We start from the raw sequence: 14,088 nt of genomic DNA on the forward strand, positions 1-14,088 counted from the left end.
CAGAAATCATGACCGACAAGCCACAGGTACCCGCCCGACCAGCCGACGAATCAGCGTCCGAGAGCCTCGAGGCAGCCGCGGTTGCCGCCTACCTGGAGGCTCATCCGGACTTCTTCGTCGAGCACGAAGAGCTGCTGCCGTCGTTGCGCATCCCGCACCGACGCGGCGACACCGTGTCGCTGGTCGAACGGCAGATGACCATCCTGCGCGACCGCAACATCGAGATGCGCCATCGCCTTTCGCATCTGATGGACGTGGCCCGCGACAACGATCGCCTGTTCGAAAAGACCCGCCGCCTGATTCTCGCGCTGATGGATGCATCGACCCTGGAAGACGTGGTCATCAGCGTTGAGGACAGCCTGCGTCAGGATTTCCAGGTGCCTTTCGTCAGCCTTATCCTGCTCGGCGACAACCCCGCACCGGTCGGCCGCTGGGTGACTCACGCCGACGCGCAAACCGCGATCGGTGGCCTGCTCACCGAAGGCAAAAGCGTCAGCGGCAGCCTGCGTGAACATGAGCTGGATTTCCTCTTCGGCGAAGAACAGCGCCAGCAGATCGGCTCGACCGCCGTGGTTGCCATCAGCCATCAGGGCATTCACGGCATTCTGGCCATCGCCAGCCGTGACCCGCAGCACTACAAGAGCTCGGTCGGCACCCTGTTCCTGAGCTACATCGCCGAGGTCATGGGCCGCGTGCTGCCACGGGTCAACAGCTCGCTGCGCTCGGTACGCTGACCATGGAACGACAACTGGACGCTTACTGCGAACATCTGCGCAGTGAGCGACAGGTGTCGCCGCACACCCTGTCGGCTTATCGCCGCGACCTCGATAAAGTCCTTGGCTGGTGCATCAAGCAGAACATCGGCAGTTGGGCCGCGCTGGATATCCAGCGCCTGCGCAGCCTGATCGCCCGGTTGCATGCTCAAGGCCAGTCCTCGCGCAGCCTCGCCCGCCTGCTCTCGGCGGTGCGCGGGCTCTATCACTACTTGAATCGCGAAGGCCTGTGCGACCACGACCCGGCCACCGGCCTGGCCCCACCGAAAGGCGAACGACGCCTGCCGAAAACCCTTGATACCGATCGCGCATTGCAGCTGCTGGAAGGTGCGGTCGAGGACGATTTTCTCGCCCGGCGCGATCAGGCGATTCTGGAGCTGTTCTATTCCTCTGGCCTGCGCCTGTCCGAGCTGACCGGGCTCAATCTCGATCAACTCGATCTCGCCGACGGCATGGTTCAGGTGCTCGGCAAGGGCAGCAAGACCCGGCTGCTGCCAGTCGGCACCAAGGCCCGCGAAGCCCTCGAACACTGGTTGCCGCTACGCGCCATGACCAACCCGGCAGACGATGCCGTATTTGTCAGCCAGCAGGGCCGACGCCTTGGCCCGCGCGCGATTCAGGTGCGGGTCAAATTGGTTGGCGAGCGCGAACTGGGGCAGAACCTGCATCCGCACATGCTCCGGCACTCGTTCGCCAGCCATCTGCTCGAGTCCTCGCAGGACCTGCGCGCGGTGCAGGAATTGCTCGGCCACTCCGATATCAAAACCACACAGATCTATACCCACCTCGACTTCCAGCATCTGGCGGCGGTCTACGACAGCGCCCATCCCCGGGCCAAACGCATGAAAGGCGATGATTCATGAGCATTCAGTTGATCACCTTCGACCTCGACGACACCCTGTGGGACACCGCTCCGGTGATCGCCAGCGCCGAAACCGTGTTGCGCGAATGGCTGAGCGAACATGCGTCGAACCTGGGCGCGGTGCCGGTGGAGCATTTATGGTCGATTCGCGAGCGTGTGCTGGCGGGCGAACCGGGGCTCAAGCACCGCATCAGCGCGCTGCGTCGACGCGTGCTGTTCCATGCGCTGGAAGAAGCCGGATATGCCCACGGCGAGGCGTCGGAGCTGGCTGACAAGGCTTTTGAAGTGTTCCTGCATGCGCGGCATCAGATCGAAGTGTTCCCGGAGGTCGAGCCGCTGCTGGAGCTGCTCGCCAATCATTACGCCCTCGGCGTGGTCACCAATGGCAATGCCGACGTGCGCCGGCTGGGGCTGGCGGATTACTTCAGGTTCGCCTTGTGTGCCGAAGACATCGGCATCGCCAAACCGGATGCGCGGCTGTTTCATGAAGCGTTACAGCGCGGTGGTGTGGGTGCTGAGGCGGCGGTGCATGTCGGCGATCATCCCGGCGATGACATCGCCGGGGCGCAGCAGGCGGGCTTGCGCGCGGTGTGGTTCAACCCGACAGGCAAGGTCTGGGAGGCGGAGCGCTTGCCGGATGCGGAAATTCGCAGCCTGACCGAATTGCCCGTCGTCCTCTCCCGCTGGAATGCCACCTCGAAATAATCCACAAACCCTGTGGGAGCGAGCCTGCTCGCGAATGCGGTGTGTCATTCAACATGTATGTCGGCTGACATGCCCTCTTCGCGAGCAGGCTCGCTCCCACAGAGGACTGCATTTGCTTTCAACGGATTTATTTCAGGCATAAAAAAGCCCGCAGCGACGGCGGGCTTTTTCAGCAAGCGAGCGACGCGCCTCAGATAGGGCGGCTGCCGTACTTGTTGTCCGGCTTCTTGGGCGGATCGGCGACCACGTTGGCCTCCACTTCCTGCACCTTGCCGCCGCGCGCAAGGAATTCTTCCATGGCCTTGGCCAGGGCGTCACGCTCCTTGTTCTTGGCTTCGATGCTCGGCAACTCGTCGACCGAGACCGCAGCCTTGGCTTTGCCTTTGGCAGCCGGGGCCGGCGTGTCGTCACCGCCATCGTCTTCGGCAACGTCTTCCGCTGCCGCTTCCAGGCCTTCCTCGGCCTCGTCTTCGTCGCCTACTTCGAGGTCGTCGTTTTCCAGATCATCGTCGCTCATGTTCTACCTCATGACTTGCCAAAAGCAGATTAGTTATAGACCAGCTTTGGCGGCTGTCGAAGCCGCCGTTGAAAAATCTTCTGCCGCTGCCCGGCAGCGGCTCATGCCTGTTCACCGTGCAAGGTGGCGAGGACTTTACGGGCACCGCCATGATCACGGTGCTCGCCCAGATAAATCCCTTGCCAGGTACCCAGTGCCAGCCGCCCTGCCGCAACCGGCAGACTGATCTGGCAACCGAGCACGCTGGCCTTGAAGTGCGCCGGGAGATCATCCGGGCCTTCGTCGTTGTGCTCGTAGCCGTCTGTTCCTTGTGGGATCAGACGATTGAAAAATCGTTCGAAGTCGCGACGAACTGCCGGATCGGCGTTCTCGTTGATGGTCAACGACGCCGACGTGTGCTGCAGCCACAAATGCAACAGACCGACCCGACAGGTCTTGAGTTCAGGCAAGCCTGCGAGCAACTCGTCCGTCACCAGATGAAAGCCCCGGGGCCTTGCCCGCAGGGTTATCAGAGTCTGTTGCCACATACAGTTCTCCGCTCGTTCGGGGCGCATTCTAGCGTGCTCTGAAAAAAAACAAAGGCCCTAATATTCCTGCAGCGATGTAAGCGATTGCCCGCAGAAAAAGCCTCGTCGTAAAGACGACCAAAGCCGTAAGAAAAATCCTTTCAGCCGCACCTTGAATGACAAATCCCGGACAAAAAAATGCCCGGCGAACCGGGCAGTTTTTTATCGCGCGTACTTACAGGTTGTAGCCGCGTTCGTTGTGTTGTGCCAGATCGAGGCCGACCGACTCTTCTTCCTCGGTTACGCGCAGACCCATGACGGCGTCCAGCACCTTGAGGATGATGAAAGTCACGATCGCGGTGTAGATCACCGTGAAGCCGACGCCTTTGATCTGAATCCAGACCTGCGCGCCGATGTCAGTCACGGTGCCGAAGCCGCCCAGTGCCGGTGCGGCAAACACACCGGTGAGGATCGCGCCGAGGATACCGCCGATACCGTGCACGCCGAAGGCATCCAGGGAGTCGTCATAGCCGAGTTTGCGTTTCAGGGTGGTGGCGCAGAAGAAGCACACCACGCCTGCGGCCAGACCGATCACCAGTGCACCCATCGGGCCTACAGTGCCAGCGGCCGGAGTGATCGCGACCAGACCGGCGACCACACCCGAAGCAATCCCCAGTGCGCTTGGCTTGCCGTGGGTGACCCACTCGGCAAACATCCAGCCCAGTGCCGCAGCGGCGGTGGCGATCTGAGTAACCAGCATGGCCATACCGGCAGTGCCGTTGGCGGCAGCAGCGGAACCAGCGTTGAAGCCGAACCAGCCGACCCACAGCATCGCCGCGCCCATCAGGGTGTAGCCGAGGTTATGCGGAGCCATCGGTGTGGTCGGGAAGCCTTTGCGCTTGCCCAGTACCAGGCACGCGACCAGGCCGGCGATACCGGCGTTGATGTGCACCACGGTGCCGCCAGCGAAGTCGAGCACACCCCAGTCCCACATCAGGCCGCCGTTACCGGACCAGACCATGTGCGCGATCGGTGCATAAACCAGAGTGAACCAGATGCCCATGAAGATCAGCATCGCGGAGAACTTCATGCGCTCGGCGAACGCACCGACGATCAGCGCCGGGGTGATGATCGCGAAGGTCATCTGGAAGGTGATGAACACCGCCTCAGGGAACAGCGCCGCCGGGCCGGTGATGCTCGAAGGCGTGACACCAGCGAGGAACGCCTTGCCCATGCCACCGAAGAACGAATTGAAGTTGACGACGCCCTGCTCCATGCCGGTGGTGTCGAAGGCAATGCTGTAGCCATAAATGACCCACAGGATGCTGATCAGACCGGTAATGGCGAAGCACTGCATCAGCACGGAAAGAATGTTTTTCGAGCGAACCATACCGCCGTAGAACAGCGCCAGGCCGGGGATGGTCATGAACAGCACGAGCGCTGTCGAGGTGAGCATCCAGGCGGTGTCGCCGGAATTGAGGACTGGCGCTGCCACTTCGTCTGCCGCCATGGCGATGCCGGGCATTACGATGGACAACAGGGCGCCTAGCCCTGCGAATTTACGCAGAGTCATATTGTTTTCTCCTGGGGCGTTGGGTTTGTGGCGGCGCTTAGATCGCGTCGGTATCGGTTTCGCCGGTACGGATGCGGATCGCCTGTTCCAGATTGACCACGAAGATCTTGCCGTCGCCGATCTTGCCGGTGTTGGCCGCTTTGGTTATCGCCTCGATAACCCGATCCAGATCCTTGTCGTCGATGGCCACGTCGATTTTCACCTTGGGCAGAAAATCGACCACATATTCCGCGCCGCGATACAGCTCGGTGTGACCCTTCTGCCGGCCGAAGCCTTTGACTTCAGTGACGGTAATGCCCTGCACGCCGATTTCGGACAGCGACTCGCGCACGTCGTCCAACTTGAACGGCTTGATGATGGCAGTGACTAGCTTCATGAAACTCTCTCCCGAATTGGTGGACTTGCCCCAGGAAAACAAACCCGTCTCAAGTCTAAGCGCAGTGCCTGGCTTTGTAACGCATCGTTGACGCCAGCTAACCGCATCAGACGAAACTCCCCGCTTCGTCTGCCGCACTGCATTCGTCACAGCGACTGCATCAGTGCATGGGTCGAGGGTGACTAAGCAGAAACCTTGCCAGCTCGGCAAAAACCCTGCATTTCAATCGCTTGGCCCCTGTTGCACGCGCTCGAGCAGAAAAGCTTTTGCCGATACGCACAACAACGGTGCGCCACCATCCGTCCCCCTGCGCGAAAAGCGTGCATCCGTGCAACGGGATTGACTATAGACACTGCGTGATACACTGCCGGCCATTGTTTCCAGGACATTTCCCATGCTCGCGCCCAAAGACTTCCTCGACGCCCTGAGCGGCACCGCCTCCCGCCTCTTCAACGGCGACACCCCGCTGCCGAAAGCCGAAATCGAAAGCCAGTTCAAAATGCTGCTGCAAAGTGCCTTCAGCAAACTCGACCTGGTCAGCCGAGAAGAGTTTGATAGCCAGATGGTTGTGTTGGCGCGTACTCGCGCTCGACTTGAAAGCCTCGAAGCCAAAGTAGCCGAGATGGAAGCGAAGCTGACACCGCCCGCTGAATAATTCGCGTCCCCTGTAGGAGCTGCCGAAGGCTGCGATCTTTTGATCTTCAGCCCTTCAACCATCCCCGCAACGTCCTACAACCTTAATGACCGCCGTCCGATTGCGCCAAAAAGCCCAGGTTTCTAAGCTCATCTGATGCTGAATGTTCAGCAGAGGGTTGGGTGACCCGGGCGGGGCCAGGGTGGAAATGGGCTTCGCGGATGCTGCAATCGCTTTGAGCCCGCATGCCGGAGCTGGGCTGTGCGCAAATCGTAAGTCGACTGAAAATTCATCCAGAACTCAGGCGTAGTGTTGAGCTGAATGGCGAGGCTGATTGCCAGATCGGCGCAGATCCTGAGCTGGCATTTCACAAGCTTTTCGATCTCACTTTCGGGCCAGTTCGTGGGCATGGCCAGATCCATGACAGTCACGCCCAACGGCTCTATGAATCCTTATTCAGAACCTCGCCCGAATGAATCGGGCGCATACCACTGCGGTCCATTTTTTTCGCCTCCAGAGGCTGCGTTGAGTGGCCAACTGGAGCATCCGACTCCCGGATACAAGACCTTCACACCCCTTTCGCCAGCGTCCTACAAATATTAGGGCAGCGTTCTGGTACGAAGAAGAACTGTGCGGACTGTGCTACGCAACGCCGCGAAGAAGCACGATCTGCATGAAAATCGTCCTTTTGCAGGGACACACCTGCAAGACAAATACCTTGCGGGGCTGGATCGCTCCAATGGCATTGCTGACAACAGAGTTCTACGCCCGGAAGCTGGGGTGCACGCAAATCGAAGTACAAGAGCCAGACTCAGGCGCCATCCCTTACTATCAAACGCTGGGATTTTATTTTGATACAACCGGTCGCCTTGTCTTTCCATTGGACGACCAATAAGATCGAATCAAGCATCCCGGCACGTGAGGTGTTTATGAAGCAGAAGAAGCAGAAAACCCAACCGGCACGGGTTTCCAAACCAGGTACCGAGACACTCGGTTTGCCGGACAGAGTTTCAGCCAGCCAGCGGCATTTTCTGAAAGTAGCCGCGACCTATGGCAAGGAAATGGAGCCCGATGGTTGGCTCGCCGGCGGTGGAACCTGAGTACCGCAAAAATGACCGCCTGACAGGCGGTTTTTTTATGTCTGAGGATTAGTGCCTTCAGCAACATCCAGTGAAAGTTCGCCCTTAAAACTGTCCGACCAACGCTCTCTCCCCAGACTACCCTTCAAAAACCCGCAGGAAGCGGCTCCCCGATTCAGCTCAAGGAACGACCATGTCCCTCTCCATTGTCCACAGTCGCGCCCAGATTGGCGTGGAAGCCCCCGCTGTTACCGTTGAAGTCCATCTGGCCAACGGTCTGCCGTCGCTGACCATGGTCGGCCTGCCTGAAGCGGCGGTGAAGGAGAGCAAGGATCGCGTACGCAGCGCGATCATCAATTCCGGACTGCAATTTCCGGCGCGGCGGATCACCTTGAATCTGGCGCCGGCGGACCTGCCCAAGGATGGCGGGCGGTTTGATCTGGCGATTGCCTTGGGGATTCTGTCGGCGAGTGTGCAGGTGCCCTGCCTGACCCTGGACGAGGTGGAATGTCTGGGTGAGTTGGCACTGTCAGGTGCCGTGCGGCCGGTGCGTGGTGTGCTGCCGGCGGCACTGGCGGCGCGCAAGGCCGGGCGGGCGTTGGTGGTGCCTCGAGCGAATGCGGAAGAGGCGTGCCTGGCTTCGGGGCTGAAAGTGTTCGCAGTCGATCACTTGCTGGAAGCGGTGGCGCATTTCAATGGGCACACACCGGTCGAGCCGTACACATCAGATGGCTTGATGCATGCCGCCAAACCCTATCCCGACCTTAACGAGGTGCAGGGGCAGACAGCCGCCAAACGCGCACTGCTGATTGCCGCAGCGGGGGCGCACAACTTGTTCAAGTTATGTTAGGTTACAAAACATCATCTCCACAGCTTTCAGACCATGAGTGCAAAAGCCTACAGCTACATCCGTTTCAGCAGTCCCGAGCAGGCAAAGGGCGATAGCTACCGCCGTCAGAAAGACGCAGCAGTGAGATACTGTCAGGAGCACGGTCTTGAGCTAGCCACAACCACAGAGTACACGTTTCTCGACAAAGGCCGGAGCGCCTACAGTGGTCGAAATCTTGATGATGAAGGCCAGCTAAGAAGGTTCCTCGACCTTGTTGAGAACGGCACCATTGAGAGTGGTTCCTACTTGCTGGTGGAGAGTCTGGACAGACTGTCGCGGGAAAAGGTTACGACTGCTCTCCCTCGTTTCATGGACCTACTCAACCGTGGAATTCGGGTCGTCACGCTCTCCGATGGTCGCTTGTATACCGAAGAATTCAACGAACTGGACTTGATAATCTCAATCGTCCACATGTCTCGGGCTCACAACGAAAGCGCGATCAAAGGCGACCGCGTTTCAGCCGCATGGGCAAACAAGAGGGTACTGGCTCGGTCTGATAAGACCCCACTGGGTAAGGCATGCCCCTATTGGCTAGAGCTTGTAGACGGTCGTTATCAACCAATCACCAACCGAGTCGAGACGGTGAGGCTGATCTTCGAGCTAGCCATTCAAGGCTATGGCCAAGGTTCCATCCCACGTATTCTCAATGAACGAGGCATACCTGTGTTTGGAAGCCGTAACCGCAACCATTCGGGTGCATGGGGCAGCAGCAGTGTGTCCAAACTCCTCAACAATCGAGCATTGTTAGGGGAATACCAACCCACTCACATGGTAGACGGCAGACGAGTCCCTGATGGAGAGCCTGTAACAGGTTTCTTCCCTCCAGTGATTGAGGAGTCTGTCTTCTACCAAGCGCAGGCAGTTCGGGCAGAACGCAGAGTTCATAGGGCTGGCAATCAGTCTGATCGATTCAATGTATTCCAAGGCATCGCCAAATGTGGGGCTTGCGGTGACGCAATGCACCTTGTCAACAAGGGGCGCCCCCCAAAGGGGGCAACCTACCTCCAATGCCACTCAGCTCGGAAGGGTGTATGCAAGAACGGATATGTTCGCGTTGAACGAGCAGAGCGGGCGCTCCGTGAGGTTCTTGCGAAGGTCGATAGCTTGAGCCTTGTTCAAGCGAGCGAAGGTCAGACGGCGAAAGAGTTAGCCGCCTTGAAAGGCAAGACTCAGGAAGTGAATGAGCGGCTCACCAAAGCCATTGGGTTCTTGTCCGAAGCTCCTTCCCGCGCCCTAGCCGTCTTGGTGCAAACTCTTGAAGGTGAGCTGGCGGAGCTCAAGAAGGAGGAGCAGAAATGTCAGGAACTGCTCGCGGTCAATCAAGTCACCTCAAAGAAAGACTTCTTTGCCAAGCTTGACCTCGTTTCGTTCGAAGGGAGGCATGCAGCTAACAGCCTCCTCAAGCGCCTCGCCATTGTAGTCACCATGTCGATAGCCAAGGAACATCAGTCCTACAGTGCTATCAAGGATGGCATCCTCCAGCTCCAGATCATGCAGTATCTAGAGGGAATCGTGATCCTCGCAGCAAACGAAGGTGTCCTTGACCTCCAAATCCTGCAAGGTGAGCTCTCTCCTACGGAACGGGCCGCATGGCTTCAATGGTTTGAGATTCGGAGAAATGGTCTTCCTGCTGGCGCTATTGAACAGATCAGGGCCAGACTCCAAAACATTGACTTGAGTAAAGTCAGGTTCAAGGGGCTACCCGACGAGTTCAAGAAAGTCATTCCGGTGAGAAATCCTGAGTGACGCCAGACCTGCTTAGCCCGTGTGTGGCATGTCAACATAGAGTGCCGAAGCGGAACCACAAATAACTTCATGGCTAGAAGGCTCTGCAGGGCGATTGCTAGAGTGTTTCATTGCGCCCTTTGGGGTAGGATCTGGAAGTCATAGAAACGGCTGAACGGGCTTTCAGGAGCCCTCAGAGCGAACGCCTTTCATTGCTCGCTGAACAGTACTCAGGCTGACCCCAAGTTCAGCAGCAACTTTACGAAACGACGCTCCATCCTTGGCCAAAGCTTCGCGGATAGCTGCGTCATCAATGGTTTTCACACGACCCTTGTAGACTCCTGCCTCCTTCGCTTTAGCGATGCCTTCACGCTGACGCTCTCTGATCATGCTTCTTTCGAACTGAGCAACGCTGCCCAACAAAGACAGCATCAGCTCTTGCATCGCATTTGCTTCACCCGTGAAGTGCAGTTGCTCCTTGTGAAACCGAATGGCAATACCTCGACCAATCAAGTCTTTGACCAGCGCCAGCAAGTCCTCGAGAGAGCGAGCAAGGCGGTCAATCGAATGCACATGAACAGTGTCGCCCTTTCGCACATGCCTCAACATAGCCTGTAGCTGTGGACGACCTGTAGTGGCACCGCTGACTTGATCAGTGAATACATCCTCCAGAGCAACACCGTCCAACTGACGGGCTGTGTTCTGATCAACCGAGGACACTCGCACGTAACCAATCTCTGCCATCACCTGCACTCCGTACTCATTAGGGTCTAGATGACGAGATTGTGCCCGTGTTCTTTTCAACAATCAACCCTATTGAATACAGAATCCGTATTCACTTTGCTATGGTCTCAAGGGTGTACCTATATGAACACAAGGTAGATATTCATTACAGCAGGCGGAGAACCCACCTGCTGTAGGAAGGGGTGAGTTACAGCAGACTGCAATCCTTCGACATCGGAGTCTTGGCCACATCACCACGACCAGTGCAGAGCAGGGTGACCTTACTGCCTTTACGAAGGACAGCGAGCTGCTCGGAATCTGCTTTCTCAAACCCGAATTGAGGCTCCATGAACTGGTTTACTCCTCCTCGCAGAGTGAGATACGGATCACCTGTGAAGTCGGTGTTGATGTCCGCTACGGTGCCAGTCACCTTGAATCGTTTGCCCTTGAATCTTGCATCAGCAGCGACAGTGTTGGCGTCATAGGCGGACGCAAGAGCTTGTGCCGTAACAGTGGGCATATCAGCGATAGCTTTCTTCTCAGCCTCAATTGCGGCTTGACGCTGTTCTGCCTCAGCCTGCTGGCGCTCTACCTCACGCTGTTCTCTCACAGCCTGCTCCGCAGCACGCTCCTCTGGACTTTTCATGGCGTTGCTAATCATGCCAATCACCATCAGGCCACCGATGATGATGAACGCCCATTTCAACAAGAATTTCATAGCCTCTCCAACCTCCCTTGTCTCCCCAAGCCGGGGTCGGAGCGTATGTTAGGTGATACGTCAGGACTGATCGAGTCAAAAATGGCCTACGGCCATCACCACTTCAACAAGGCACCGATTCGCTCAAAGCGCTACGAGGTGCTGCTTATTCAGCACGGACCAACGATTGATGGCCGGTTTAACGAGGACCTTAGAGAGATCGTGTGGCTTCTGCTTTTCGATGGCATCAGCGATATGCTCCAGCTTGTCAGCTGAGAGCTTCTTCCCCATGACATTCATATCCGCAGGGAATGACTTGTTAGCAATCTCTCGGAGGTCCTCGACTTTCTTGGTAGTGAAGATGGTCAGGTAGGCTTGAAGAGGTGCTGCTCCTTTCTTGTGCGTCTGGATACGGACTAGGAAAGGTTGATCTGGGCACCTTCTACGTAGCGTTTGCTTGAAGGCCACCATGTCATCCAGCAACCCAACGCTGAGCTCAGAATTGTCATAGAACACAGAGTGCTGATAGCTCCATTGGTAACCACGGAGTACTGATAGGTATTTCCTCTTGGTCTTGTCTTCACTGCTCTCACTCACTGACTACCTCCTCCTACATCATGGATAAATAGAACAGGAGGCTCCCTCCTATACTAGTCAAGCTATCGCCCAGCCAATCCGAGACAATCAAATCTCTCCACGCCAAGCCACACGTGGCGTAGGGTACATTCAGGCGTCTTCACACTCAAGACGAAATCGGGCACGATTTTGCATTAGTAGTGCGGAAAACCGATTTTGGAATCGAGACATGCATCCTACTTAGCAGAGCCCACGAAATCCGTGGCTTCGAGCATGAGTTCGATGATGCTACAGCCAATATAACCATCCAAATAGCATGGTTTTTTAGTGGTTTTCTGTAGGTTTTGTATCATTACACAACCTGTTGTTCAGCGGGCCTCCGGGAACCGGCAAGACGCTGCTGGCCAGTCGTCTGCCAGGATTATTGCCGCCGCTATCCGAATGCGAGGCGCTGGAAGTGGCAGCGATTCAATCGGTCGCCAGCGGGGTGCCTCTGACTCACTGGCCGCAACGCCCCTTCCGCCAACCACACCATTCGGCTTCAGGGCCGGCATTGGTCGGTGGCAGCTCGAAACCGCAACCCGGCGAAATCACCCTCGCCCACCATGGCGTACTGTTTCTCGATGAGTTGCCGGAGTTTGATCGCAAGGTTCTGGAAGTGCTGCGCGAGCCGTTGGAGTCCGGGCATATCGTCATCGCGCGGGCCAAGGATCGCGTACGTTTCCCCGCGCGATTTCAATTGGTTGCCGCGATGAATCCGTGTCCCTGTGGATATCTTGGCGAACCGAGCGGCAAATGCTCGTGCACACCGGACATGGTCCAGCGCTATCGCAACAAGCTGTCAGGGCCGCTGCTGGATCGGATCGATCTGCACCTGACCGTGGCGCGGGAGGCAACCGCATTGAATCCGGCAGCCAAGCCCGGCGAAAACAGCGCCAGCGCTGCTGCGTTGGTGGCCGAAGCGCGGGAACGTCAGCAGAGACGCCAAGGCTGTGCCAATGCGTTTCTCGATCTGCCGGGGCTGAAGCATCACTGCAAGTTATCCACAGCCGATGAGAAATGGCTGGAGGCGGCCTGCGAGCGACTGATCCTGTCGCTGCGCTCGGCGCATCGCCTGCTCAAGGTCGCGCGCACCCTGGCGGATCTTGAACAGGTCGATGCGATTACCCGCGAGCATCTGGCCGAGGCACTGCAATACCGGCCGGCGACACCTTAATGCTCAGTCAGATCAACCAGCGGTGCCTGGCGCACTTCAGTATCGCGCCCGGCCTGAATTTCAGTCACGCGCTTGAGGGCCTTGTCCACCGCCCCTTTGTCGGCCAGCAGGCTGTAGCTGATCTGGAACTGTTTATGTTCTTTCGGCGCAATGGTCGGCACCAGATTCAACGGCCGCTGATAGCGACGGTTGTAGGAAAAACTGGTTCCCGGCTCCAGCCCGGTGACGTAGCCCTGCCCTTGGGTGTCGGTGTTTTTCCACAGCGAAAAAACTGGCAACTGCTGAGTGTTGAAGCCAACGGATACGCCGAGGCTACCGGCCTTGTTGTGCAGCACGGTGAGGGTGTCACCCTTGGCGTCCGCATACGGCACGACGTTGTAGACAGTTTCGTCGTAGTCCTTGGTTGGCCCGCGATAGGTCTGCCAGTCGGGCAGATCTCCCTTGGCCTTGTCGTTGAACGGCGACACCTGCTTCACCGGCGCAGCGAATTTTGCCCCTTGCTCAAGAAACGGCGTGCTGAAGTTGCTGTGATACAGCGCCTGATATTCCTTCGCATAGTCGCCGTTGTTGGTCAGGGTGTCGTTAAGGGCGAAGCTTGCGCTGCCCGGTTCGGTGACCAGTTCGGTCGCTACCGAGAAATCGACTTTCTTGAATGCCTGCTCTTTCAGCTCGCCACGCAGCGTGATGGCATACGGCGGCTTCTCGTCGATGTGCAAAGTGACGGTGCTGGCCGGGATGTTGGCGGCGCGACCGTGCAAGGTCAGCAGTTCGCCGTTGTCCATGCCGGGATGGCCAACCCACTCGTAACCGCAACGGGTGACCAGCTCATTGAAGCCTTCCAGCCAGCCCAGGCCACCGCGACCGTTGAGTTCGATGAACGCTGGGTTGACCACGTCCTTGACCGGCGAATCCCAGCCCATGCGCACGTCGCCCACCGAAGCCTGCAACACGTTCATGCCACGGGTTGGCACCACCGAGAGTTTCATCGTGCCGTTATCGATGTCGACGATGCTGACGCCCTCCTGACGACCGCCATGCAGAGTACGCAGGGTCACGGAGAACGGTTTGGCGGTTTTTACACCGAGTTGCTCGCTGGTGATCGTCCGGTTTTTTGCCGGAGTGTTGGCGTCGAGCAGGACATAGTCCCAGGCCATGGCGTGAGAAGCGGCAGAGAATGCGCCGACGGCGACGAGGAGTTTGAGCGGGGTCATGGCAGCAGCCTTTATTGGAGTTGTGC

At 57.8% G+C, this 14,088-nt stretch carries 16 protein-coding genes and 2 pseudogenes; 9 read left to right on the forward strand and 9 right to left on the reverse strand.

What is annotated here, in order from left to right; translation table 11 throughout:
* Positions 1-8 precede the first annotated feature (8 nt).
* The 3 genes from FEE99_RS02965 to FEE99_RS02975 are packed head-to-tail and all read left to right on the forward strand — an operon-like array spanning position 9 to position 2,340.
* On the forward strand, positions 9-734 hold the full coding sequence (locus FEE99_RS02965) for a DUF484 family protein (RefSeq protein ID WP_041476935.1): 726 nt from the start codon (positions 9-11) through the stop codon (positions 732-734).
* A 2-nt stretch (positions 735-736) separates the two neighbouring features.
* Positions 737-1,636, forward strand: coding sequence for a tyrosine recombinase XerC (gene xerC / locus FEE99_RS02970; RefSeq protein WP_041476936.1), 900 nt, complete (start codon positions 737-739; stop codon positions 1,634-1,636).
* On the forward strand, positions 1,633-2,340 hold the full coding sequence (locus tag FEE99_RS02975) for an HAD family hydrolase (protein ID WP_041476937.1): 708 nt from the start codon (positions 1,633-1,635) through the stop codon (positions 2,338-2,340). The genes xerC and FEE99_RS02975 overlap by 4 nt, the downstream gene beginning before the upstream one ends.
* A 190-nt stretch (positions 2,341-2,530) precedes the next feature.
* On the opposite strand, the gene sutA is transcribed toward FEE99_RS02975, so the two are convergent.
* From sutA to glnK, 4 genes are all read right to left on the reverse strand, one after another.
* Positions 2,531-2,857 carry a transcriptional regulator SutA gene (gene sutA, locus FEE99_RS02980; RefSeq protein WP_016772583.1) on the reverse strand — a complete coding sequence of 109 codons (327 nt, stop codon included), beginning with the start codon at positions 2,855-2,857 and terminating at the stop codon, positions 2,531-2,533.
* Positions 2,858-2,958: 101 nt separating this feature from the next.
* The gene (locus tag FEE99_RS02985; RefSeq protein ID WP_024014775.1) at positions 2,959-3,384 is read right to left on the reverse strand and encodes a secondary thiamine-phosphate synthase enzyme YjbQ; all 426 of its coding nucleotides are present in this window, start codon (positions 3,382-3,384) and stop codon (positions 2,959-2,961) included.
* A 214-nt stretch (positions 3,385-3,598) separates the two neighbouring features.
* Positions 3,599-4,936, reverse strand: coding sequence for an ammonium transporter (locus FEE99_RS02990; RefSeq protein ID WP_041476939.1), 1,338 nt, complete (start codon positions 4,934-4,936; stop codon positions 3,599-3,601).
* A gap of 37 nt (positions 4,937-4,973) precedes the next feature.
* Positions 4,974-5,312: a P-II family nitrogen regulator gene (glnK, locus tag FEE99_RS02995; RefSeq protein WP_002555808.1), complete on the reverse strand. Its 339-nt coding sequence runs from the start codon at positions 5,310-5,312 to the stop codon at positions 4,974-4,976.
* A gap of 394 nt (positions 5,313-5,706) precedes the next feature.
* Between glnK and FEE99_RS03000 the strand changes: the two genes are divergently transcribed.
* The gene (locus FEE99_RS03000; protein WP_008086041.1) at positions 5,707-5,967 is read left to right on the forward strand and encodes an accessory factor UbiK family protein; all 261 of its coding nucleotides are present in this window, start codon (positions 5,707-5,709) and stop codon (positions 5,965-5,967) included.
* Between the two features lie 146 nt (positions 5,968-6,113).
* On the opposite strand, the gene FEE99_RS03005 is transcribed toward FEE99_RS03000, so the two are convergent.
* Positions 6,114-6,368: a helix-turn-helix transcriptional regulator gene (locus tag FEE99_RS03005; protein WP_311670880.1), complete on the reverse strand. Its 255-nt coding sequence runs from the start codon at positions 6,366-6,368 to the stop codon at positions 6,114-6,116.
* A 251-nt stretch (positions 6,369-6,619) separates the two neighbouring features.
* On the opposite strand from FEE99_RS03005, the gene FEE99_RS03010 reads away from it, so the two are divergent.
* The 4 genes and pseudogenes from FEE99_RS03010 to FEE99_RS03025 all read left to right on the forward strand — a co-directional run bounded on the left by FEE99_RS03010 (position 6,620) and on the right by FEE99_RS03025 (position 9,660).
* Complete coding sequence (locus FEE99_RS03010) at positions 6,620-6,841, forward strand: hypothetical protein (protein ID WP_237143799.1); 222 nt, start codon at positions 6,620-6,622, stop codon at positions 6,839-6,841.
* 34 nt (positions 6,842-6,875) lie between these two features.
* A complete protein-coding gene (locus FEE99_RS03015) occupies positions 6,876-7,046 on the forward strand; it encodes a hypothetical protein (RefSeq protein ID WP_167351291.1) in 171 nt (56 codons plus the stop codon).
* Positions 7,047-7,218: 172 nt separating this feature from the next.
* Positions 7,219-7,860: pseudogene (locus FEE99_RS03020) on the forward strand (magnesium chelatase domain-containing protein); the annotation flags it as partial.
* Between the two features lie 48 nt (positions 7,861-7,908).
* A complete protein-coding gene (locus FEE99_RS03025) occupies positions 7,909-9,660 on the forward strand; it encodes a recombinase family protein (RefSeq protein ID WP_052392129.1) in 1,752 nt (583 codons plus the stop codon).
* Between the two features lie 162 nt (positions 9,661-9,822).
* On the opposite strand, the gene FEE99_RS03030 is transcribed toward FEE99_RS03025, so the two are convergent.
* From FEE99_RS03030 to FEE99_RS03040, 3 genes are all read right to left on the reverse strand, one after another.
* Positions 9,823-10,383: a recombinase family protein gene (locus FEE99_RS03030; RefSeq protein WP_041476940.1), complete on the reverse strand. Its 561-nt coding sequence runs from the start codon at positions 10,381-10,383 to the stop codon at positions 9,823-9,825.
* 187 nt (positions 10,384-10,570) lie between these two features.
* Positions 10,571-11,080, reverse strand: coding sequence for an OB-fold protein (locus FEE99_RS03035; RefSeq protein WP_041476943.1), 510 nt, complete (start codon positions 11,078-11,080; stop codon positions 10,571-10,573).
* A gap of 123 nt (positions 11,081-11,203) precedes the next feature.
* On the reverse strand, positions 11,204-11,656 hold the full coding sequence (locus FEE99_RS03040) for a hypothetical protein (RefSeq protein ID WP_041476944.1): 453 nt from the start codon (positions 11,654-11,656) through the stop codon (positions 11,204-11,206).
* A 331-nt stretch (positions 11,657-11,987) separates the two neighbouring features.
* Here FEE99_RS03040 and FEE99_RS03045 point away from each other — a divergent pair.
* Positions 11,988-12,851 (forward strand): annotated as a pseudogene (locus tag FEE99_RS03045) (YifB family Mg chelatase-like AAA ATPase); the annotation flags it as partial.
* Here the strand turns inward: FEE99_RS03045 and FEE99_RS03050 are convergent.
* Positions 12,848-14,062, reverse strand: coding sequence for an aldose 1-epimerase family protein (locus FEE99_RS03050; RefSeq protein WP_041476651.1), 1,215 nt, complete (start codon positions 14,060-14,062; stop codon positions 12,848-12,850). The pseudogene FEE99_RS03045 and the gene FEE99_RS03050 overlap by 4 nt on opposite strands.
* Between the last annotated feature and the right edge of the window lie 26 nt (positions 14,063-14,088).

Source organism: Pseudomonas sp. ef1, assembly GCF_007293365.2.
Lineage (GTDB): Bacteria > Pseudomonadota > Gammaproteobacteria > Pseudomonadales > Pseudomonadaceae > Aquipseudomonas > Aquipseudomonas siliginis.